Consider the following 20698-nt stretch of genomic DNA (forward strand, 5'->3'; position numbering starts at 1 on the left):
AAGGTCAGCATTTCAGAAAACCGCCAAACCTGCTCGGATCGTCCACGGCAGGCCGCTTTGTGCTCTACGGAGGAAAGATCTATGCGTGCCCAAAATCCTCTCACTCCACACATGTTGTTGGCGCCGCCACCATCGAGAATTGCATGATTTTTGTATCTGCTTTGCCGAGTTGGGGCGTTAGAGGAAGCCGATGGAAATCCATGGAATGAAGATGATCAACAGCAAAGCGAAGAACAACGCCAGAAGATGCGGCCAGACCTTGCCGATGACGTCGTCGGGCGAAACACGGCCAATGGCGCAGGCCAGATAGAACCCGACGCCGAAGGGCGGAGAGAACAGCCCAAAGCCCATCGCAAAAACCGCGACGATCGCATAATGCACTTCGTCGATACCGAGCAGCTTGGCGATCGGGAAAAGCAGCGGCCCAAACAGGACGATCGCCGGCACGCCTTCCAGGACGCTGCCCAGAATGATGAAACTCAGCGCGGAGATCAGCAGGAAGCTGATCTTTCCGCCAGGAACGCCTTGCATCAGGTCGACCAGATATTGCGAAAAGCCGGATTGCGTCAGCGCCCATCCCATGGCGGTCGCCGCACCGACGACGAGCAGGATGGAGCCCGATAGAGAGGCCGCATCGACCAGCATCGGATAAAGTCTGCGCCACTCCATCTTGCGATAGAAGAGAGCGCCGACGATGATCGAATAGATGATGCCGATCGTGGCGACTTCGGTGGCTGTTGCCACGCCTTCGACCACCGCCGTACGGATGACGATCGGCAGGCCGAGGCCGGGAATCGCAGCGAAGAACAGTTTCAGCTTGAGCTTGCTATCGACCTTTTTCGCATGGCTCATATCTTCGCCGCGCGTTTGGATGTAGACGACGACACAGAGCGCCAGCATGCCGATGAAGGCGGGAAGAAGGCCTGCGGTGAACAAGGCGGCGATCGACACGCCGGTGACCGAGCCGACCGTGATCAACACGATTGACGGCGGGATGGTCTCCGACATGACCGCAGACGCCGACAAGAGGGAGACCAGATCGCTTTCCCGATTGCCGCGCTTCTTCATTTCCGGAAACAGCGCCGGAGCGACGGCTGCCATGTCCGCAGCCTTGGCACCGGAAATACCCGAAACGAGATAGACCGCACCGAGCAGCACATATTGCAGGCCGCCACGCAGATGGCCGATCAGCGAGACGAGAAAGGCGATCATCGCCTGCGCCAGTCCGGCCATCTCGATGATGGCGCCCAGGAACACGAACATCGGCACGGCGAGCAGGATAATGTGCGACATGCCCTCGCTCATCCGGCCCGGCACGATGGAAAGCGGCACCCAGCTTGCGAAATTGAGATAGGCCGCGGTCGCCAGTACGAAGGCAAAGGCGATCGGCACGCCAAGAACAATAGCCACCAGCACAATGCCGAGGAAGAAGATCAGCAGGCTGTAATTGCCGATCTCGTCGAACCACGGCGTCGCCAGTTGGAAGAGGCCGAAGATGACAGCAAGAAGCACTAGGCTTGCAATCAACTGTACCGGCTTGCTCGACTGGATCATCTTATCGATCGCTGTGAGCAGCATCAGCACGACGCCCACGAGCATCGCGGCTTCGCGCCATGCTTCGCTGATCTGCAGGACAGGAGTCACGCTGATGATACGCTCCTCGACATGCTGCCATGTCGGCACCACCATCAAGAGCAGGAGCGCCGAGACGATCATCATCGCAAAGGCATTGGCGCGCTCTTGCCAGGGCGGCGAGAACTTACGGACGAAGGCCGTCAGCCGCATGTGCTGGCCGCGGCGTAGCGCCACCACCGAGCCCAGCATGGACAGCCAGATAAACAGGATCGTGGCAACTTCGTCGGACCAGACGAGCGGACTGTGAAGGGCGTATCGAGCAAGCGTCGCCCAACCGAGCAGAATGACCTCCGCCAGAACCAGCAGCGCGGCGGTCGCCTCCACGGCATGGCCGAGCAGACTGTCGAAACGCTGAAACGCCCCACGCGGAGCAATCACCTCCGTACCAGCTGTCGCACCCATGATTGACCTCCCCAAAATCCGCCGATCCGAGCGGCGCGGCCTGCCTTTTCGCAAACCGGAACGTTTAGGCGGAGCGATACGCCTCCGCTATTTGCGGCGGGACGCACGCTTTACGGCAAAGCGAGCGTCCTATTCATCATCGCCCCGTTACAGCGTGCCGACGTCCTTTTCCAGGAGACCCCAGGCTTCGGCGCCGAAGCTTTCTTTCCACTTCGAATAAAAGCCGGCCTTGGCAAGCGCTTCGCGGAACGGCGCGGTCTCTACCTTGTTGAACTCGACACCCGTTGCCTTGATGTCGACCATGGCCTTTTCGTTGAGGTCCTTTACGTCGGCACGTTCGTTCACGGCTGCCGTGGTCAATTCTTCCTGGATAATCGTGCGCATCTCGGCCGGAATCGCCTGCCAGCGGCGATTGTTGCAGAAGATGTGGTGGCCATCCCAGATATGACCGGTCAGGGCGATATACTTCTGCACTTCGTAGAGCTTCGAACTCTGGATCAACGCCAGCGGATTTTCCTGACCGTCGACGACATGGGTCTGCAGAGCCGCATAAAGCTCGCCGAAATTGATCGGCGTCGGCGCCGCGCCCAGCGTCTGGAACAGCGTAACCCACAGCTGGTTGCCCGGGACGCGGATCTTCATGCCATTGAGGTCTTGCGGTGCGGTAATCGGCTTGGCGCCGGTGGTGATGTTGCGATAACCGTTGTCCAGCATTTTCGGGAAGACGAACAGGCCGGCATCAAGGAATGCCTTGCGGACATGATCGCCGAGTTCGCCATCCATCGCCTTCCAGACGTGGTCATAGGTCGGGAAGGCAAAGGCGACGGCGTTGATGCTGGCGACGGGAACGACCGTCTGGTTGACGCCGGAGGTCGACATGAGGTCGAGCGCGCCGCCACGAACTTGGGTGAACATATCCGCTTCGCCACCGAGCTGGCTATTCGGATAAACCTGAAGTTCCACCGCGCCTTCGGAGCGGGTTGCAATTGCCTTGGCGGCTTCGGTGATCCGGACGACGCCGGGATGGCTGGCCGGAAATGCCGTACCGTAGCGCAGCTTGACCTTCGCGGCGGCGCGTGACAGGCCCGGGGCCGACAACAGACCTGCGGCTGCGGCTCCAGCCGTCAGCATACCGAATGTTCTGCGAGATATGTTCATGCATTCCTCCCTTGAATATGTTGGCGAATCCGAATGTTGCCGATGTCCGCGCCCACCTTTGCCACCCCGACGCTGCGGATCCGAAGCGCGTTACCGTGCCGGATGGTGCGGATACATGCTCGTGCCTGCTTCATTCTGTGCGGAACGAAGCGATGCGGCCTGTAAGACAATGAAACCGCGTCACTATCGCCGAGCGGAACGCAGCCTATTTCGATAGTCTGGCGATCGGCGACCGGTCCTCCGCCCCATACCTCTCCTCGTCCCGCACCAGGATCACCTGTCGCGCGGTTTCCATCACCCCGATCGATCTCCATTGGCGATGGCTTGTAATGCTACCATGGTACAATGTCAATTATGATGTGGCGCGCAAGCGCCCGAGGGCGGACGGGCTAGTTTTCCACGAGATCGCGACGCTGTTCGCTCAGTTTTCGCGCGGTACGAAGCACTTCGCGCAAGTGCGCCGCCATATCGTTGCCTGCCTTCTCGACATCACCTGATTCGATGGCGTCCACGATCGAGCGATGTTGGGTCAGCAGAACGCGCAGGTGACCGAGATCGGGCAGACTCAGATAGCGAACGCGATCCATCTGCAGCTTGACGGACTGGATGACACGCCAGCTTTTCGGCAGACCGGCTTCCTCACAAAAACTCCGGTGGAAAGCTTCGTCAAGATCGAGAAAGAGGTCCAGCGCTTCGGTATTGACCGCCTTTTCCTGGTCGTAGAGATTGCTCTTGATCTCCGTCAGGAAGCGCCGCGAACAGCCGCCGGCAAGTCTTCGGCTGACCGCGACTTCCAGAGATTCCCGAATGAATTGAGCCTCTTCGACATCACGAAGCCGGATCGGCGCCACAAAACTCCCGCGCTGTGGCAGGATGTCTATCAGCCCTTCGTCCGCAAGTCGGATCAGCGCTTCGCGAACCGGCGTCCGGCTGACGCCAAGTTGCAGGGAAAGCTCCTTTTCGCTCAACGCCTCCGACGGCAGCATGGACAGCGTCGTAATGGCCCGCCGCAGCCGCTCGTAGATTTGCGCTGCAATGGGCTGGCGAGGATTGATCGCCTGCAGGACCGTCGACGACGGCGTGCTCTGACGAAGCTCTTCGGCTTCTATCTGATTGGATCTCTTCGTCGCCATCGTTCCTGACCTCCGCTGTATGCAAACAATATGGCAATCGCACATTATTCGGCAATAATCCACAAGCTGGATTGACACTCTACCATGGTAGTATGTATTTCAATACCAGGCGCGAAGAAAGGAACAGCATCCATGCGAATGGTTTTGCCTGATATCCGTCCGAGACAAGGACCGCGAGCGCCGATGGCTGTGTGACGTGATCCAGGGAGGATGACACCATGAAATTCGGGTTACTCAAGACTGCAACTGCAACACTTCTGGCCGGTACAATCTTTTGCGGCGCTGCGATAGCGCAGGAAGGGGTGGCGAGCGGCGACACCAGCGGCAAGAAGATCGCCTTCAGCAATTCCTATGCCGGCAATTCGTTCCGCCAGGTGATGATCAAGAGCTTCGAGGCGATGGGCGCCAAGGCGAAGGCCGATGGTAAGATCGCCGGCACGGCCGTCGTCAGCTCCAACAATTCGGTCACCGAGCAGGCATCGCAGATACAGAACCTCATCCTGCAGGGTTACGACGCCATCATTGTCCTTGCCGGCTCGGACACGGCACTGAACGGCGCAATCAAGGACGCTTGCAACGCCGGCATCGTGGTTGTCGCCTTTGCCAGCGGCGTTACAGAACCCTGCGCATATGTGGTTGATTACAACCTGGACTCTTATGCCAAGGCTGAGCTGGATTACATCTCGAGCAAGCTCGGAGACAAGCCTGCCAACATCCTCGAAATCCGGGGCATGGCGGGTGACGGATTCGACAAGCGGCTAAACGAGGGCGTGACGAAGGCTTTGGCAGCCCATGCGAACTACAAGAGGGTTGGCGAGGTCTATGGCCAATGGACCGCGACCGTGGCCCAGAAAGAAGTATCCGGCATTCTTCCGTCGTTGCCGAAGATCGATGGCGTTCTGACACAGGGCGGTGATGGTTATGGCGCAGCGCAGGCCTTTAAGGCTGCGGGTCGCGAGCTTCCCATCATCATCATGGGCAACCGCCAGGACGAACTGGCGCTCTGGAAGCAGGAGCATGATGCAACCGGCTACGAGACCTTCTCTCTCGGCGCAACGCCGTCCGTCTCACAGGTCGCCTTCTGGGTCGCACAGCAAGTCCTCGCCGGGAAGAACGTTCCGAAGTTCGTCGAAGTGCCCCTCCTGCAGATCCAGCAGCAAGATCTCGACGCCTGGCTGAAGACGGTTCCGGAAGGTGGCGTCGTCAATGCCGATTATCCGCAGGATCTCGTCGCCAAGATTATCGACGCCAACGTCAAGAAGGAACCGCTGCCCATGGTTCCGGCTCCGAAGTAGGGCGACCAGCAATGCAGCCCTCCCAAGCCGCCGTGGATATTGCCGCAGGCCTCCTTATCGAGGCCCGCGGGATACGCAAGAGCTTCGGCGCGGTCCACGCGCTCGTCGGTGTCGATTTCAGTCTTGCCCTAGGCGAAGTCCTCGGACTGGTCGGCCATAACGGCGCCGGCAAGTCGACCCTGATGAACGTCATCTCCGGCGCGATCCAGCGAACGGAAGGGAAATTCATCTATAGTGGTCAGGCGGTGGATCGCTGGGGAGCCGCCGAAGCGCAAGCCGGCGGCTTGCGGTGCATTTTTCAGGAGCTATCGCTCTGCGCCAATCTTTCCGCCACTGAAAATGCGCGCATCATCCATCGCAGCCTGCGCGGCGTCGGCTGGCGGCACAAGGCGCGCAGGCTGATCACCAAGGCTTTGGACGATATCTTTCCGGGCCATGGAATCGATGTGGATGCCAAGATCGCCGACCTTTCGATCGGCGAGCGGCAAATGGTCGAGATTGCCCGCGCCTTCACCAAAACGGTAGACAAGGTACGCTGCGTTATCCTTGACGAGCCCACCTCGGCTCTCGGGCACAAGCCGGCAGAGCAATTGCTGGCCTATATCAAGACGGCATCGATGCGTGGCGTCGCCTGCATTCTCATTACCCACCGCCTCAACGAAATCCTGGCCGTCTGCGACCGTGTGGTCGTGATGATGGATGGCGCGATCGTCGGAGACCGTCCGGCTGCCGGCCTGACGCGCTCCGATCTGGTCGGGATGATGGGCAATATCGAAACGCCACACGAGCGGAACGCTGTCCCCACGCGCAAAGCGACCCAGGCCCCGATCGTAAACCATGCCGGCATCGATGGCGCGGATCTGCCGATCAATGCGGCTCCCGGTGACATCATCGGTTTCGCCGGTCTCGATGGTCACGGGCAGCGCGAACGCCTGCGGGCCATTTATGCCGCTACCCGCAAGGTGCCCGTCGCCTTTGTCGCCGGAGACCGCGGCGTCGAAGGCGTCATGCCGCTTTGGTCGATCGCCGACAACCTGACGCTTCGGAGCCTCAATGCGCTCCGGAAGGGCGGCTTTGTGTCGCCATCCGCCGCGCGTGCGCTCGCGCAGACCTGGTCACAACGTCTCAAGGTCAAGGCGCCGTCGATCGATACGCCGATCCTGTCGCTCAGCGGCGGCAACCAGCAGAAAGTGCTGTTTGCCCGCGCGCTCGCGTCTGACGGCCAGGTCATCCTGCTCGATGACCCGATGCGCGGCGTGGATGTCGGCACCAAGCAGGAAGTCTACCAGCTCATTCGTGACGAGGCCGAACGCGGCCGGATCTTCATCTGGTACACGACCGAATTCGAAGAGCTGAAGAATTGCGACCGTCTCTATGTTTTCCGCGAAGGTCGCGCCGTCGCCGAAGTCGCCGGCAACGAGATCGATCATAACCGCATCCTCGAAGCATCGTTCGGAGGCGCGGATGGCTGACTTCGTTCTTCCCCGGCAGAAGCGCAATCTTGCAAAACGGCTCGCGCCCGCCTTGCAGGTCGGCCTTCCGGCCATCGCGCTCGTCGTCATGCTCACCGTGATTTTCTGGATTCGCCCGACGGCGATGAGCTATTTCGGCTTCACGCTGCTGTTCAAGCTGGCTGTGCCGCTGATGTTTGCAGCGCTGGCACAGATGCTCGTCATCATGCTGGGCGACATCGACCTGTCGATAGGCTCCTTCGTCGGCTTCGTCACCTGCGTCACGGCGCTCTATCTCGACACGGCCCCGATGCTCGCAATCGCGATTTATATCGGAAGCATCTTCGTCTATGCCGGCGTCGGCCTTGTCATCCATCTGCGGCAGTTGCCGTCGATCATCGTGACACTCGGCATGTCGTTCATCTGGCTTGGCGTCGCGATCATCATCCTGCCCGCTCCGGGTGGCGCTGCTCCCGCATGGCTGTCCGGCTTCATGGCCTGGCGGCCGCCGCTCCTGCCTTTGCCGGTGCTGCTCGCCATTGCCGCCGCCCTCATCGGTCATTTCGTCATCAGCCAATCCTCTTACGGGGCTGTGCTGAGGGGTGCCGGCGGCAACCCCCGCGCCATCCAGCGCGCCGGCTGGTCGATCACCGTGATCCGCGCCGCCGTCTATGCTGCCGCCGGCCTACTCGGCCTCATTGCCGGCATCGCCCTGACCGGCCTGACGACCTCTGGCGATCCGAATGTCGCACCGGCCTATACCCTCCTCGGCGTCGGCGCCGTCATCCTCGGTGGCGGTTCTTTCGCCGGCGGCATCGTCTCCCCGGTCGGAACGGTCATCGGGGCACTGACGCTCGCGCTTGCCGGATCGCTCCTGAGCTTCCTGCAAGTGCCGCCGACATGGCAGATCGGCGCGCAGGGCGGCATCCTCTTCCTGGTACTGGCCGGACGCATCCTGCTCTCGGACAAGAAATCATGAGCGGCTTTTCTCTGAAACCCTGGACCTACGGCTTCATTGTCGCGCTTGTCATGTGGATCGCGACCATCGCCTATTCCGGCTTTGCAAGCGCGGTGCCGACCCTGTCTTCAGCGCTCGTCTTTGCTGCCTTCAGCGTCGTTGTCGGCACCGGTCAGATGATGGTGATCGCGTCCGGCCCCGGAAACATCGACCTGTCCATACCATCCGTATTGACCCTGTCGGCCTATCTGTCGATGTCCGTCATGAGCGGCAGCAACGACATGATCCTTCCGGGTCTTCTGGTCGCGGTGCTGGTCGGAGCACTGGCGGGCGCGGCAAACTTCCTGGCAATCACGATGCTGCGCCTGCCGCCGATCATCGCGACGCTCGCCTGGAGCTTCGTTTTCCAGTCGCTCGCTTTCAATCTCGGCGGCGAAGCAACCTTGAAACCTCCGGCGGCCCTTTCCGCCTTCACCTTCTGGTCGGTCGCGGGCATGCGGATCATGCCGATCACGGCGATCGTCCTGACTGTCACCGTCGCCGTCATTCTGGCCCGCAGCGTCTGGGGCCGGCGATTGCTGGCGGTCGGGCAGAGCGAACGGGCGGCACGCCTCGCCGGCGTCCCGGTCATCCGCGTCCGATTGATCGCCTATATGTTCTGCGGCGTGACCGCAGCCCTTACCGGCTTCCTACTTGCAGGTTTTTCAGGCGGCGCAGCGCTCAATATGGGCGATACTTATTTGCTGGAAGCGATCGCCGTCGTGGTCCTCGGCGGCACCAGCGTCGCCGGTGGCCAGGCCAACGCAGTCGGCATCTGGGGCGCGGCACTGTTCTTCAACCTCATGGCGACGATGCTCAACACCTTCCAGATGCAGGCCGGTGTGCGCTTCGTCCTCACCGGCGCGCTGATAATCCTCATCGTCGCACTCGTCCCGAAACCGAAGGCCGCGTGAGATGGACATCGCCACCCTGAAAAAGGCCTTCGGAAGCGACATGACCCTCGTCGATCTCACCCACGCGTTGACGCCGCAGATCCCCGTGTGGCCAACGCATCCCTTCTTTTGCAAGGAAGTGATCGAGAGCTATGATCGCGGCGATCTCGCCTGCAACCATTTCCTCGGCATGAGCGAACATACCGGCACGCATTTTGATGCGCCGCTGCACTTCGTCAAAGGCGCCGCCGGGATCGACGCAGTTCATCTGCAAACCTTTTTTGGACGCATGGCGAAGATCGACGCACGTGACTGCACGCCGAGAGAGGCCGTCAGCGTAAGGCGGATCAAGGCATTCGAAGCCGCCCATGGCGAAATCGACGCCGGCGATGCGGTGTTGTTCCACTTCGGCTGGGATCGCTTCTGGCACAATCCGGCGGACCATCCGCGTTTCCTGAGCGACTGGCCGGGCCTGTCGCGCGGGGCGTGCGAATACTTGCTTAACCGCGGTATCCGGATAGCAGGCTCGGACTGCCTGTCGCTCGACTGTTTCGGAAGCACGGATTTCCCGGCCCATAAGCTGCTGCTCAGCGCGGGCGTCCTCATCGGCGAGAATTTCGCCCGCCTCGGCGACGTGCCGGCCTTTTCGTTCCTGATCACTCTGCCGTTGCCGATCGCCGGCGGCTCGGGCTCCCCTCTTCGCGCCGTCGCGGCCTTTGCCGCGAACGGCCAGTCGAACACCGCTGCGGCCCTGGCTTGAGCCTGGCCCATATAAGGAAAACAAGCATGAGACATATTTGGCGCTGGTTCGGTCCTATCGACAAGGTGAGCGTGCCCGATGCCGCCCAGGCCGGGGCTGAGGGCATCGTCAGCGCCCTGCATCATGTGCCGACCGGAAGCGCATGGACTTTCGAGGAAATCCGCAAGCGGCAGGACGAAGTCCGCGCCGGCGGTCTGGAATGGGAACTCGTCGAAAGCATTCCCGTCTCCGAAAGCATCAAGACCATGACCGGCGATTGGAAGGCCCACATCGAGGCCTGGAAAGAAAGCCTGCGCCAGCTGGCCAAGGCCGGCATCTCCACGGTCTGCTACAACTTCATGCCGGTGCTCGACTGGACCCGTACGGACCTGCGCTGGGAAACCGCCGACGGCGCCCGTGCCATGCGCTTCGATCTCGTTGATTTCATCTCTTTCGACATTCATATGCTGCAACGGCCCGGCGCGCCGGACGACTATCCGGCTCAGCTGATCGAAGCCGCCAGGGAACGCTTTGCCGGCATGCCGCAGGAGAAGATCACCGCCCTTTCCCGCAATATCGGCGCCGGCCTTCCAGGCTCGTCCGACGGCTACAGCATCGCCGAGCTGCGCACCGCGCTGGCGCGCTATGACGGGATCGGCGCCGATGCGCTGCGCGACAACCTCATCGATTTCCTCTCCGAAGTCGTGCCGGTCGCGGAGGAACTCGACATGCGTCTTTGTGCACATGGCGACGATCCGCCATGGCCGCTCCTCGGCCTGCCGCGCATCCTCTCGACCGAGCAAGATTATGTCAGAGTTCTCAATGCCGTCGATCGCAACGCCAATGGCGTGACCTTCTGCACGGGATCGCTCGGCGCGCGCCCGGACAATGATCTGCCCGCCATGGTGAAGCGTCTCGCGCCGCGCATCCATTTTGCCCACCTGCGCAATGTCCGCCGTGAGACTGAAGGCTTCCCCTGCTCCTTCTTCGAGGACCAACATCTCGACGGCAATACCGACATGATCGCAGTCATCGCCGCGCTGGTGAGCGAGGAACGCAGCCGCAGGGCTGAGGGCCGCACCGATCATCAGATATTCATGCGTCCGGACCACGGCCAGGAAATCCTGGACGATCTGACGCGTGGCGCCCAACCCGGCTATCCCGCCATCGGGCGGCTCAAGGGCCTAGCCGAATTGCGCGGCATCGAGCAGACACTGTCGCATCCCGTATTTGGAATGAATTGAGCGATGAACCGCCTCGGCAAGAACACCTCCCTCCCTTCGAACGTCGAGCGCCCGGCCTTCGACCCTGCGGCGCTCAAGGTCGGCATCGTCCACATCGGTATCGGCGCCTTCCATCGCGCTCATCAAGCCATCTACACCGATAAGGCTATCGATGCCCGGTCCGGTGATTGGGGCATCGCCGGCGCAAGCTTGAGGTCGGTCGACATCGTCGCCGACCTCAAGGCACAGGACTACCGCTACAGCGTCGTCAGCCGCGGCGCGAATGGCGACCAAGCCCGCATCGTCGGCTCGATCGTCGATGCCATTGCCGCAACCGAGGGGCGCGAACGCCTGCTCCAACGGCTTTCCGACAACGGTACCCGCGTCGTCACCCTGACAGTGAGCGAAAAGGCTTATGGCATCGATCCGATATCCGGCGGGCTCAACCTGTCGCATGCCGCCATCGCCCACGACTTAACGCATCACCAGGAGCCGGTCGGCGTGATCGGCATTCTCGTCGAAGCGCTTGCGCGCCGCATGACGCTCGGCCGCGACCCGCTGACCGTTCTGTGCTGCGACAACCTGCCCGGCAACGGCCACATTGTCCGCCGTCTCGTCGCGGAAATGGCCGAACGCCGCGATCCCGAATTGGCGGCCTGGATCGAGCGGGAAATCCGCTTTCCTTCCAGTATGGTCGACCGGATCGTGCCGGCCGCGACGGACACAACACGTGCGCTCGCCGCGTCGCTCATCGGCGCGGAAGATCGCCTGGCGCTCGAAACCGAACCCTTCACCCAATGGGTGATCGAGGACGATTTCGCTGCGGGCCGTCCCGCCTGGGAAACCGGCGGCGCGATCTTCATCAAGGATGTCCATGCCTATGAGAAGATGAAGCTCCGGCTGCTCAACGGCTCCCATTCGTTGATCGCCTATCTCGGCCAGTTGAACGGGCTGGACTATGTTCGCGACGTCATGGCAATCCCCGCGCATGTCGAACGGGTGCGACGGCACATGGAAGCGGTCTTGCCGACACTCGACGCGGTGCCGCAGATCGACCTCGCCTCCTATCGCGGAGAACTCGTGGCCCGATTTTCGAACCCCGCCATCGCGCATCGGACCGCCCAGATCGCCATGGACGGCACGCAGAAGATGCCTCAGCGCATTTTCGCGCCCGCCATGGAGCGGCTGGCGGCTGGCGACGACGCCGCCGATTTTGCCGACGTTGTCGCATTATGGCTGGCCTACCTGATCACGACCGAACACATCGACGATCCGCGCTCGTCCGACCTTAAATCGGCGGCAGCTCTCGCTGCATCGGCCGGGTCGGCGGCACCATTCTTCGATATCGCCGGCCTGTTTCCGGCGCCCCTCATCAATGACGACACGTGGCGTATGCGTGTCGACACCCGACTGGCTGCCCTACGTGTCGCGTGACGCCATACAAATGCCAAGACTTGCAAGAGGACAAAGACCATGGTGACGATTTCCGTTCGCGAACCGCATAGCCTCGTCATCGACGACAGGCAGGCGCAGCAACCAGGCCCCCGTGAAGTGGCCATCCGCGTACAGCGCGCCGGCATTTGCGGCTCGGACATGCACATCCTGCACGGCTCGAACCCCTTCGTAACCTATCCCCGCGTGATAGGCCACGAATTCGCGGGCGTCGTCGAGGCGCTCGGCGCCGGTGTCTCCTCGCTCGCGGTTGGCGACCACGTCGTCGCCGATCCGGTGATCTCCTGCGGCACCTGCCATCCCTGCCGCACCGGCCGTTCGAACGTCTGCGCAAAGCTCCAGGTGATCGGCGTCCACCGTGATGGCGGCTTCCGCTCCGTTGCGGTAGTGCCCGAGGCCAACGCCGTTAAGGTATCCCCAAAACTGGGACTCGATGTTGCAGCGCTCGCAGAACCGCTTGCCGTCGCGGCAAACGTCCTGTGGCGGACGGAGTGCACCAAGGACGACGTCGTCCTGATCTATGGCGCCGGAACGGTCGGCATCACCGTGCTGCAGGTCGCCAAGATGCGCGGCGCCCGCTGCATCATCGCCGATATCGACGCCGACCGCCTGGAGCGCGCGAAGGAATTCGGCGCCGACGTCGTCATCCATTCGCGTGAGCAGTCCGTTGCCGAAGTCGTGGCGCCGGAACTCGACGATCTCGGCCCTTCGGTCGTCATCGACGGCGCCGGCATTCCGAGCTTGCTGGAAGAAGCTTGCCGCATCGCCGCTCCGGCCGGCCGCATCGGCCTGCTCGGCTTTTCGCCGGCACCGTGCAACATCAGCCAGCAGGAAATCGTTCGCAAGGAATTGACGCTGGTCGGCTCACGCCTCAACCGCCGTTTCATTCCAGAGGTTGTGACTTGGCTGGAATCGGGTGCGCTTCGGCCAGAGGCAATGGTCACCCAGAGTTTCGACGCCAGAGATGCGCGAGCCGCTTTCGACCTTGTAGAACGGCATCCGGAGCGGACGCTCAAGGTTCAGCTCGTTTTCGAGTGAGCGCAATCGCCGAACTTGAAAGGTCATGATCTTGGACAGACGCTTCCTATCGATCGGCGAAGGTTCGCAGGAAACCTAGCGGGTTTAGCATGTTCATCTCCGGGGATGCCTCCAGATCCTCGGAAAAGCCGGATTCCGGGTCGAGGCCATTCGAAATCACTACAGTCTCCTCTACCGAAGCTCCAAGCAAGCTGGCATCCTGGACTACTGCCGCATCTCGACATCCCATTCTTCGCCTATATGGCGCTCGAACAGGGCGTCCCGACCGGAAGGTACAGTCCGGAGAATCCGCTGCCTAAAGGAAGCAGCCGGGAGGAGGTTTACAATGGTATGCTGCCCCAGCTGAAGCCGCTGACCAACAAACTCCCCTTAGTCGGCCAGAAGCAGAATGCGGCAACTCCCGATGTCGCGATAACATTGCAGAGCTGGAAGCCCTCGCTGACGACGCTGACGCGAACACCCGCGGCTGATGGGAAAAAGAGATGTTAGCCCGAAGCTCCGCTGTCCGAAGATTTTGGAGCCGCTCCGAAAGCGCATCTCGCTCGCACTGAAGAGTGCTTCGGCACGAGCGGTCTGTGCAAGCCACTGCAATCGTTGGCAGCAAGATCTATTCAGCCGCCACCACATGCCTGCTCTTCAGCACTGCGATCGAAAGGAGGAATACGATGGCCGAGCAGATAGCGATGATGACTACCATCGGTCTCGCCGTACCGTCCATGAACATACCGCTGACGCCAACCACCAGCGCCGATGTCATGAACTGGATCGTCCCCATCATCGCCGAGGCCGTACCGGCGATGCGGCCATGGTGTTCAAGCGCCAGTACCGCCGCATTCGGCACGATCATTCCAAGGAAAGCGTAGCCCGCAAACAGGAAGGCCGCCATGATGTCGAGGCGATCGGCTCCGCCGGCCATCAGGACGGCCAGCGCCACCATCGTCAGCGCATAACCAGAAACCGCACCGCGAATCACCCTGCGCAAACCAATCCGGCGGGCAAGCCAGCCGTTCATCTGCGACATGCCGATGAAGCCAATGGCATTCACCGAAAAGACCAGGCTGTAAAAGGTCGGAGAGAGCCCGTAATGGCCGATCAGTACGAAGGAAGAGTTGGCGACATAGATCATGTAGCTTGACATGCCGAAGGAGGCCATCAACACCAGACCGAGATAGTACGGGTCCTTGAGGAGCGTTCCATAGGCTTTCAATGCTCCGCCGAGGCTGCTTTCACTGCGCGCCGCAACCGGACGGGTCTCTTCAAGGAAAAAGCGGCCCGCGACGAAGCCGACAACACCGGCGAAGACCATGACCCAAAAGATCAGTCGCCAGTTCCCGAACACTGTCACGATGCTACCCGCGAGCGGCGCCAGGATGGGTGAGATGCTGAAGACCAGCATAAGCCGCGACATGAGTTGCGCGGCGGCGGCCCCCGTATGCAGATCGCGCACGATGGCGCGGGCAATTACGACGCCAGCACAGGCGCCGGTGCCCTGAACGAAACGGAATGCGACCAGCCAGCTAATATCGGTGGAAAGCGCGCAGCCGATCGCACCAAGGATGTAGAGCACCAGACCGACGTACAGAGGCCGTTTGCGGCCAAACATGTCCGACAGTGGCCCATAGACAATCTGCGACACAGCCATGGCGGCGAAGAAGGAGATCAGGCTTGCCTGAACTGCATGGCTGTCAGCGTGAAGATCCAGACTGATCGCCGGCAACGCGGGTAGATACATGTCGAGGGCAAAGAGACCCACGGCCGAAAGAAGGCCAAGGACGATGGCATGGTGGGAGCCGCCGGCCCTGGGGGATGAAACGGAATCCTTGCTCTGCACGGAAAAGACCTTTCCCGCACACCATTCCCCGGACGAAGCAAAGTCTCATACAAAAAGCATGTGACGGGGATTGAGTGGGCGATTATAGATGGGACAGTGGAAAGACGAAGATGGTTCCAACGCATAGCTCGTCATTCCTGTAAAATATTTTGGACAGCATTGTCCAATTGGTCAAGTCCTATATGGTGGTGTCATGAAAACTTCGCCCGCAGCGGCTTCTTCCGAGACAGAGAGTCCGCCCGCCACCAGCAAACGTCAGGCAATCTTGAACGCGGCCGCAGACATTTTTGCCGAGGACGGGTTTGCGGCGGCGAGCATCGATGCCATCGCAGCAAGGGCCGGCGTGTCACGTCAGACTGTGTACAATCAACTCGGTGACAAGGATAATCTGTTCAAGGTTGTGGTTGCGGAGATCACCGAGAAGTCGAGCGCCGACTTCTTTCGCGTGTTGGATACATTTCCCGTGGCGCCTATCGATCTCGAAAAGGACCTGACCGAATTTTCGGCGCTTCTCCTGCGCAAGGCGGTCTGCGATCCGAATGGCCGCTGGCTACGCAAGCTCGTCGAGACCGAGGGTGGCAGATTTCCCGAATTGTTTGAGACCTGGAAGGAATACGGACCGGGCAAGAAATACCCCGCCATCGCAGCTCGCCTGGCACAGCTCGCGCTCGCTGGCCATCTCGACATAGAGGATCCGGCACTTGCCGCGCGGCAGTACATGGCGCTGCTCGCAACAGATCTGCGGATCAACCAACAGATCGGCCGTCCAACTCCAGAGGAAGAAGTCCACCGCATGGCGGGAGAGGCAACGAAGACCTTTCTGCGCGCATTCGGCAAACGCTAATGGCGTCGCGCCGGGAAGCCGTCGGCGGTCGTCGCAAGCTCCGCCTCAAACCGGATGTCGCCAGTTAGGCCAAAACTTGAGCTGACAGCGATCATGAGTGCCTTGCCGGCCTGCTTCGATGTCGACGCCAGGTCCATCGTGCTTTTGTCATCAAAGGCCAGATGCACGGTGATGCCCTTCGACATTAAGATTTGGACCCGCTCTGCAGATCACCATACCGGCCAGCGGCCTTTGCAAGCAACGCAACGAAAGGCCTGACAGAAGACCGCACTCGATCACGCGTCAAAGAAGGTCAGAAACCTCTTGCCAAAAGGCGTGGCAACCACAGAAGTGCCAAGCGTCAAATGCCGCCAACGGCTTTAGGCTCTGATGTTGCCGGTGAGTGATGCCGATTGTCAATCGGCTCATCCAACGTGCTCCTTGAACTGAGAAAACCGCGATTGGCACATATGTGGGTATGTGGCCACCGTTACAAAAGCTTCGTCAGCCCGAATAGCCATGTTCGATTCCCGGGAATGGAGCCATTCCTGGGCTGAAGCGCTGGATTTCGCGAAGTCTTCGCTAACCTGCAACATTGCCTCAACTATCGCCGTGCAAAATTCTTTTCTCTATCCATTCGATATTTTGATCATTGCATCGTGCACGGGAACAAGGCAGCGTATTCTTCCTTGGTGAAGCAGACCAATAGATTTTTATACTTCTTCGAACCGTTACTTATTGTCGGGGATGCAGGGCAAAGGGGCTGACACCATAATGGTGACGCGTGCGCAGCAAATTGGCGTCGTTATCGGCCTGGCCTTCGTCACCGCGTTGACCACCCTGCGGGCAAGCGATCCTCCGTTGCTAAGGCTCGCCCGCGATTTGACATTCGACCAGTATCAGCGCCTGGTGCCCCGGACATTCGAGAACCAGCCGGTCCGGGTCGTCGACATAGACGAGGCGTCACTGCGGGAGTTCGGTCAATGGCCCTGGCCAAGAAACCGGATTGCCGCGCTTGTCGACAGGCTTTCCGATCTGGGTGCGGCCGCCATCGCTTTCGATATCCTCTTCGCCGAGCCGGACCGTCTGTCGCCGCGCAACGTCGTTCGCGATATCATTGGCATCGATCCGTCACTGCTTGGCAAACTACCGGACAATGATGAGATTTTTTCCCAATCGCTGTCGGGAAGGCCGGTGGTTCTGGGCTTCGGCCTCTCCAACGAGGGAAATTATCTGCCGCCGGTCAAGGCAGGGTTTGCCTATACCGGCGAAGATCCCTCCGGTGCCCCGCCGACGATCAAGGCCGCCACGCCGCTGCAGCCGCAATTGGAAACCAATGCTGCGGGGCTCGGCCATATCAGCCTCAATCCGGGCACCTCATCGGCGGTGGTGCGCGCGGTTCCGCTTTTTCTCAGTGACGGCAAGCAGCTTTATCCCAATCTCGCGCTTGAGGCGCTTCGCGTCGCACAGGGAGCCTCCACCTACGTGCTTGACGCTGCGCCGCACACACCCAATACACTCACCCGAGTCAAGATCGGCAATTTCGTCGTCCCGGTAACAGCGGCGGGCGAGCTTTGGCTCTATGTCAGCCGAGACACCGCGGAGCGATATATTTCGGCAAGCAAGATACTCGCGACCGAGGGCGCCTCCGCCAATATCAGAACCGCCATCGAAGGCAGTATCGTTTTCGTCGGAACCTCCGCTTCCGGCCTCCAGGATGTCCGCACGACGGCCCTTGACGAGAATGTGCCAGGTGTTTCCATCCACGCGCAGATCGTCGAGCAGATCCTTTCAGGCCGCTTCCTTTCCCGGCCTGATTGGGCAGACGGACTGGAGATCCTGTCCATCGCCGTCTTAGGCAGCCTTCTGGTGATCGTCACCACCTTCGTCAATCCGGCCGCGGCCCTCGCCTGCGGCCTGCTAATTACCTTTTTTGCCCTTGTGGCCTCCTGGGCTGCCTTTCTTTATGGGGGGCTTCTCTTCGACCCGCTGGCACCGATCGTCTCGGGATCGATCACGCACTTCGCCGCAACCGCATTCCGCTTTCTCGTGACGGATCGCGAGCGGCGCGACGTGCGGCGGGCTTTCGGCCATTACCTCTCGCCATCGCTGCTCCATCGCATCGAGCATACGCGCGATGCACTACGCCTCGGGGGAGATGAACGCGAGCTGACGGTCATGTTCGTCGACGTGCGAAACTTTACCCAGATCAGCGAGGAGATGAGCCCGAGCGCCGTCGTCGCGTTTCTGAACACGCTGCTCGATGCGCTCAGCCACCACGTCATCGCCAATGAAGGCACGCTCGACAAGTTCATCGGAGACTCGATCATGGCCTTCTGGAATGCCCCTGTCGATGTCTCCGATCATGCCGGCAAGGCCGTGCGTGCGGCTCTCGGCATGCGGGAAACACTCGCCCGCCTCAATGGCGGCGATGCCTTCGGTTTCGGAGACGCGCGGCGGGTCGGAATAGGGATCGGCATCCATACGGGGCTTGCATGCGTCGGCAATATGGGGGCCGAGACCCGTTTCAATTACACGGCAGTCGGCGATGCCGTAAACATTGCCGCGCGTATCGAATCCGCCTGCAAGGACGTCAATTTCGACATTCTGGTATCCGAACCGACGGCAGGCTTGCTGCCCGATTGCGCTCTGCTCGAAGCGGGAGCGCTGACGCTGAAGGGTAAGAGTATGCGAACCAAACTCTTTGCGGTGGTCGGCGACGAACACGTGGCGAGATCCGCCGGATTTGTCGAACTGCAGGCTGCGCACAGGCAGCTTGTCAATGCCCTTCGGGTACGCTCGACAGGCAGCCGCAAACTCATCAGCGCCGCCAAACTTAAGGCGCAAGCCGCGGCAACAGGACTGTTGCAGGATTTTTACAGCCAGATTTCGCGACGGGGTGGACACTTCGTCGATGAGACTGCGGACAAGGCAGCCGATATCTAGCTGATTTTGCGAGTAGGCTTTTTCAGGCAATCTCAGAGCCGCCCTAACTCGCTGTTTTCTCGCAATTCAGGACGGAAAGCCGCTGCACAGTTTTCCTGGAATTACCTCAGCGATGGTGATGTCCGCCATCGTGATCGCCTTGAGCATTGTGATCGCCGTCATCGCCTTCATTGTCCTGGTCGCCCCGATGATGATCGCCCCATCCGTGCTCGCCTCTGCCATGATGAGGGTCGTGATGCTTGCCATCATCATCGTCATGATTATGCGGTTTGTCGGGCGTATTTGGTGTATTTGGGACATTCGGCGTGGTGGGAGTTTCAGTCGGTGTAGTCGGCGTCTCCGTATGTGGCGAATCCTGCGTGTTGGGTACGCTCGGCGTATCGGGCTGTGTCGGACTGGGATTGTTCGCCGGAACGCTGCGTGGAGAAATCCCGTTGGGCTGGCTCCTCGTCGCCATCGACAGACCACAACCACCGCCACCGACAAAACCCATTCGCCCTGAAAGTTGCTGATCCCCCGACAGAAACGGCAGAGCCCGCTGGTTACCCAGCGTTTTGAGAACGTCGCGATTGACCCGGCGAGGTTCGCTGATCTGACCGTTGCGTTTCGCAACGACGCAATCACATTGCTGTTTCAGCTGTCTGCAGCCACCAGCGCCACAGAACTGCGCAGCGCCGTTCAACAAAACGACCGCCGTCGTGCCGTTGGCTCCGACATAGAAATCAAACGCGGTTCCGCGCACGCCGATCGTTCCGGCCGGCGTCACGATCTGATAGGCTGAATGGTTCGAATTTCCGCTCATCCAGCGAAAGCTGCCCTTTGCCGCATTTATGGTCAGCTTTTTCACGGCGCCGGAGTCATCGAACACGAATTTGTCGATGGTAACGGACGATCCGGCTCCGACAGCCAGTCTCGTGCCATCCCGAAATGTGAACTGTCCGAGGCCCGAAATCGAGGTGCGAATTTGCTCGTCCCGATGAACGGGATCATCGACCGCGAGCGGACCGCCAGCACCCGTAACTTCGGTTTTAATCAGCACCGCCTGGCCGACCTTCTCGGCGGCTTTCGAAGTCAATGGTGCGAGCAGCATGGCGCTCAACACAACGGTCACGGCGTGACGCAGACAAAACACTGCACCCTCCCAAACTTATAGAAAGTTTATCACAATATATTCTTGAATACAAATTACAATTTTCGACTATAAAGTGTATATTTTACTATTTTTTATCTAAAATTCGCCGAAGCACGTGTATATTTTACAAAAAATGTTCTTTGTATATCTTCTAAAATATTGGAATAATCTATATCGAGATTTGAACTTCTGATCCCGCCACTACAGCAGCTTTGCAACGCAACCTGTATCTGGCTTCCGTTTGCTCTTGAATGGGATCGAACCGTCGACCCATTCTCGAAACTGCGTAAATCTCTGTAACAATTGATATTCCGTAATCTGGGACCCAGATTCCCTTCGCCTTGAGGGGTAAATCAATTCAATTCTGGCTTCCCGATGTTAATGGCGCATGGACCAGTTCGGTTATTCGAATCTCAATGACCCGAACCTCCGCTACATGTTTCGCATGAAATACATATCTTAGGTGATACTATTCATAAGGCCGCTATGAAGCAGTTTACTTTTCCGACATGAACCGTGCCGCCGGGGAAATTCTCGAGACGGCACTGAT

17 protein-coding genes are annotated in these 20698 nt (G+C 60.0%); 11 read left to right on the forward strand and 6 right to left on the reverse strand.

What is annotated here, in order from left to right; genetic code table 11:
- On the forward strand, positions 1-209 hold a 209-nt coding region (locus tag GA0061100_RS35060), incomplete at its 5' end, for a hypothetical protein (RefSeq protein WP_208621616.1).
- Here GA0061100_RS35060 and GA0061100_RS33915 read toward each other — a convergent pair.
- The 3 genes from GA0061100_RS33915 to GA0061100_RS33925 form a co-directional block, all read right to left on the reverse strand.
- The gene (locus GA0061100_RS33915) at positions 178-2037 is read right to left on the reverse strand and encodes a TRAP transporter large permease (protein ID WP_075857238.1); all 1860 of its coding nucleotides are present in this window, start codon (positions 2035-2037) and stop codon (positions 178-180) included. The two genes, GA0061100_RS35060 and GA0061100_RS33915, sit on opposite strands and share 32 nt — an antisense overlap.
- A gap of 147 nt (positions 2038-2184) precedes the next feature.
- The gene (locus tag GA0061100_RS33920) at positions 2185-3195 is read right to left on the reverse strand and encodes a TRAP transporter substrate-binding protein (protein ID WP_075857239.1); all 1011 of its coding nucleotides are present in this window, start codon (positions 3193-3195) and stop codon (positions 2185-2187) included.
- A 389-nt stretch (positions 3196-3584) separates the two neighbouring features.
- Positions 3585-4328, reverse strand: coding sequence for a GntR family transcriptional regulator (locus GA0061100_RS33925; protein WP_075857240.1), 744 nt, complete (start codon positions 4326-4328; stop codon positions 3585-3587).
- A 218-nt stretch (positions 4329-4546) separates the two neighbouring features.
- Here GA0061100_RS33925 and GA0061100_RS33930 point away from each other — a divergent pair, with 218 nt between their 5' ends.
- Genes GA0061100_RS33930 through GA0061100_RS33965 form a run of 8 tightly spaced genes read left to right on the forward strand, consistent with a single transcriptional unit; the run spans position 4547 to position 13416 of the window.
- A complete protein-coding gene (locus tag GA0061100_RS33930; protein ID WP_075857241.1) occupies positions 4547-5623 on the forward strand; it encodes an ABC transporter substrate-binding protein in 1077 nt (358 codons plus the stop codon).
- Positions 5624-5634: 11 nt separating this feature from the next.
- Complete coding sequence (locus tag GA0061100_RS33935) at positions 5635-7095, forward strand: sugar ABC transporter ATP-binding protein (RefSeq protein WP_083961528.1); 1461 nt, start codon at positions 5635-5637, stop codon at positions 7093-7095.
- On the forward strand, positions 7088-8053 hold the full coding sequence (locus GA0061100_RS33940; RefSeq protein ID WP_075857242.1) for an ABC transporter permease: 966 nt from the start codon (positions 7088-7090) through the stop codon (positions 8051-8053). Before GA0061100_RS33935 ends, GA0061100_RS33940 begins: the two co-directional genes overlap by 8 nt.
- A complete protein-coding gene (locus GA0061100_RS33945) occupies positions 8050-8985 on the forward strand; it encodes an ABC transporter permease (protein WP_075857243.1) in 936 nt (311 codons plus the stop codon). Before GA0061100_RS33940 ends, GA0061100_RS33945 begins: the two co-directional genes overlap by 4 nt.
- Before the next feature lies 1 nt (position 8986).
- Positions 8987-9724, forward strand: coding sequence for a cyclase family protein (locus GA0061100_RS33950; protein WP_075857244.1), 738 nt, complete (start codon positions 8987-8989; stop codon positions 9722-9724).
- Positions 9725-9750: 26 nt separating this feature from the next.
- Positions 9751-10947, forward strand: coding sequence for a mannonate dehydratase (uxuA, locus tag GA0061100_RS33955; protein WP_075857245.1), 1197 nt, complete (start codon positions 9751-9753; stop codon positions 10945-10947).
- 3 nt (positions 10948-10950) lie between these two features.
- The gene (locus tag GA0061100_RS33960) at positions 10951-12360 is read left to right on the forward strand and encodes a mannitol dehydrogenase family protein (protein WP_075857246.1); all 1410 of its coding nucleotides are present in this window, start codon (positions 10951-10953) and stop codon (positions 12358-12360) included.
- Between the two features lie 39 nt (positions 12361-12399).
- Entirely contained in the window at positions 12400-13416 is a 1017-nt protein-coding gene (locus tag GA0061100_RS33965; RefSeq protein WP_075857247.1) for a Zn-dependent oxidoreductase, read from the forward strand.
- A gap of 607 nt (positions 13417-14023) precedes the next feature.
- On the opposite strand, the gene GA0061100_RS33970 is transcribed toward GA0061100_RS33965, so the two are convergent.
- A complete protein-coding gene (locus tag GA0061100_RS33970) occupies positions 14024-15247 on the reverse strand; it encodes a multidrug effflux MFS transporter (RefSeq protein ID WP_075857248.1) in 1224 nt (407 codons plus the stop codon).
- Positions 15248-15440: 193 nt separating this feature from the next.
- Between GA0061100_RS33970 and GA0061100_RS33975 the strand changes: the two genes are divergently transcribed.
- Positions 15441-16091: a TetR/AcrR family transcriptional regulator gene (locus GA0061100_RS33975; RefSeq protein ID WP_075857249.1), complete on the forward strand. Its 651-nt coding sequence runs from the start codon at positions 15441-15443 to the stop codon at positions 16089-16091.
- Here GA0061100_RS33975 and GA0061100_RS33980 read toward each other — a convergent pair.
- Positions 16088-16276, reverse strand: coding sequence for a hypothetical protein (locus GA0061100_RS33980; protein ID WP_075857250.1), 189 nt, complete (start codon positions 16274-16276; stop codon positions 16088-16090). The genes GA0061100_RS33975 and GA0061100_RS33980 overlap by 4 nt on opposite strands.
- Positions 16277-16844: 568 nt before the next feature.
- Between GA0061100_RS33980 and GA0061100_RS33990 the strand changes: the two genes are divergently transcribed.
- Positions 16845-19016 carry a CHASE2 domain-containing protein gene (locus GA0061100_RS33990; RefSeq protein WP_280173876.1) on the forward strand — a complete coding sequence of 724 codons (2172 nt, stop codon included), beginning with the start codon at positions 16845-16847 and terminating at the stop codon, positions 19014-19016.
- Between the two features lie 106 nt (positions 19017-19122).
- Here GA0061100_RS33990 and GA0061100_RS33995 read toward each other — a convergent pair whose 3' ends face one another.
- Entirely contained in the window at positions 19123-20148 is a 1026-nt protein-coding gene (locus GA0061100_RS33995; RefSeq protein WP_143525623.1) for a FecR family protein, read from the reverse strand.
- Positions 20149-20698: the final 550 nt, after the last annotated feature.

This window comes from Martinezella hainanensis (genome assembly GCF_900094555.1).
GTDB classification, from domain to species: domain Bacteria; phylum Pseudomonadota; class Alphaproteobacteria; order Rhizobiales; family Rhizobiaceae; genus Rhizobium; species Rhizobium hainanense.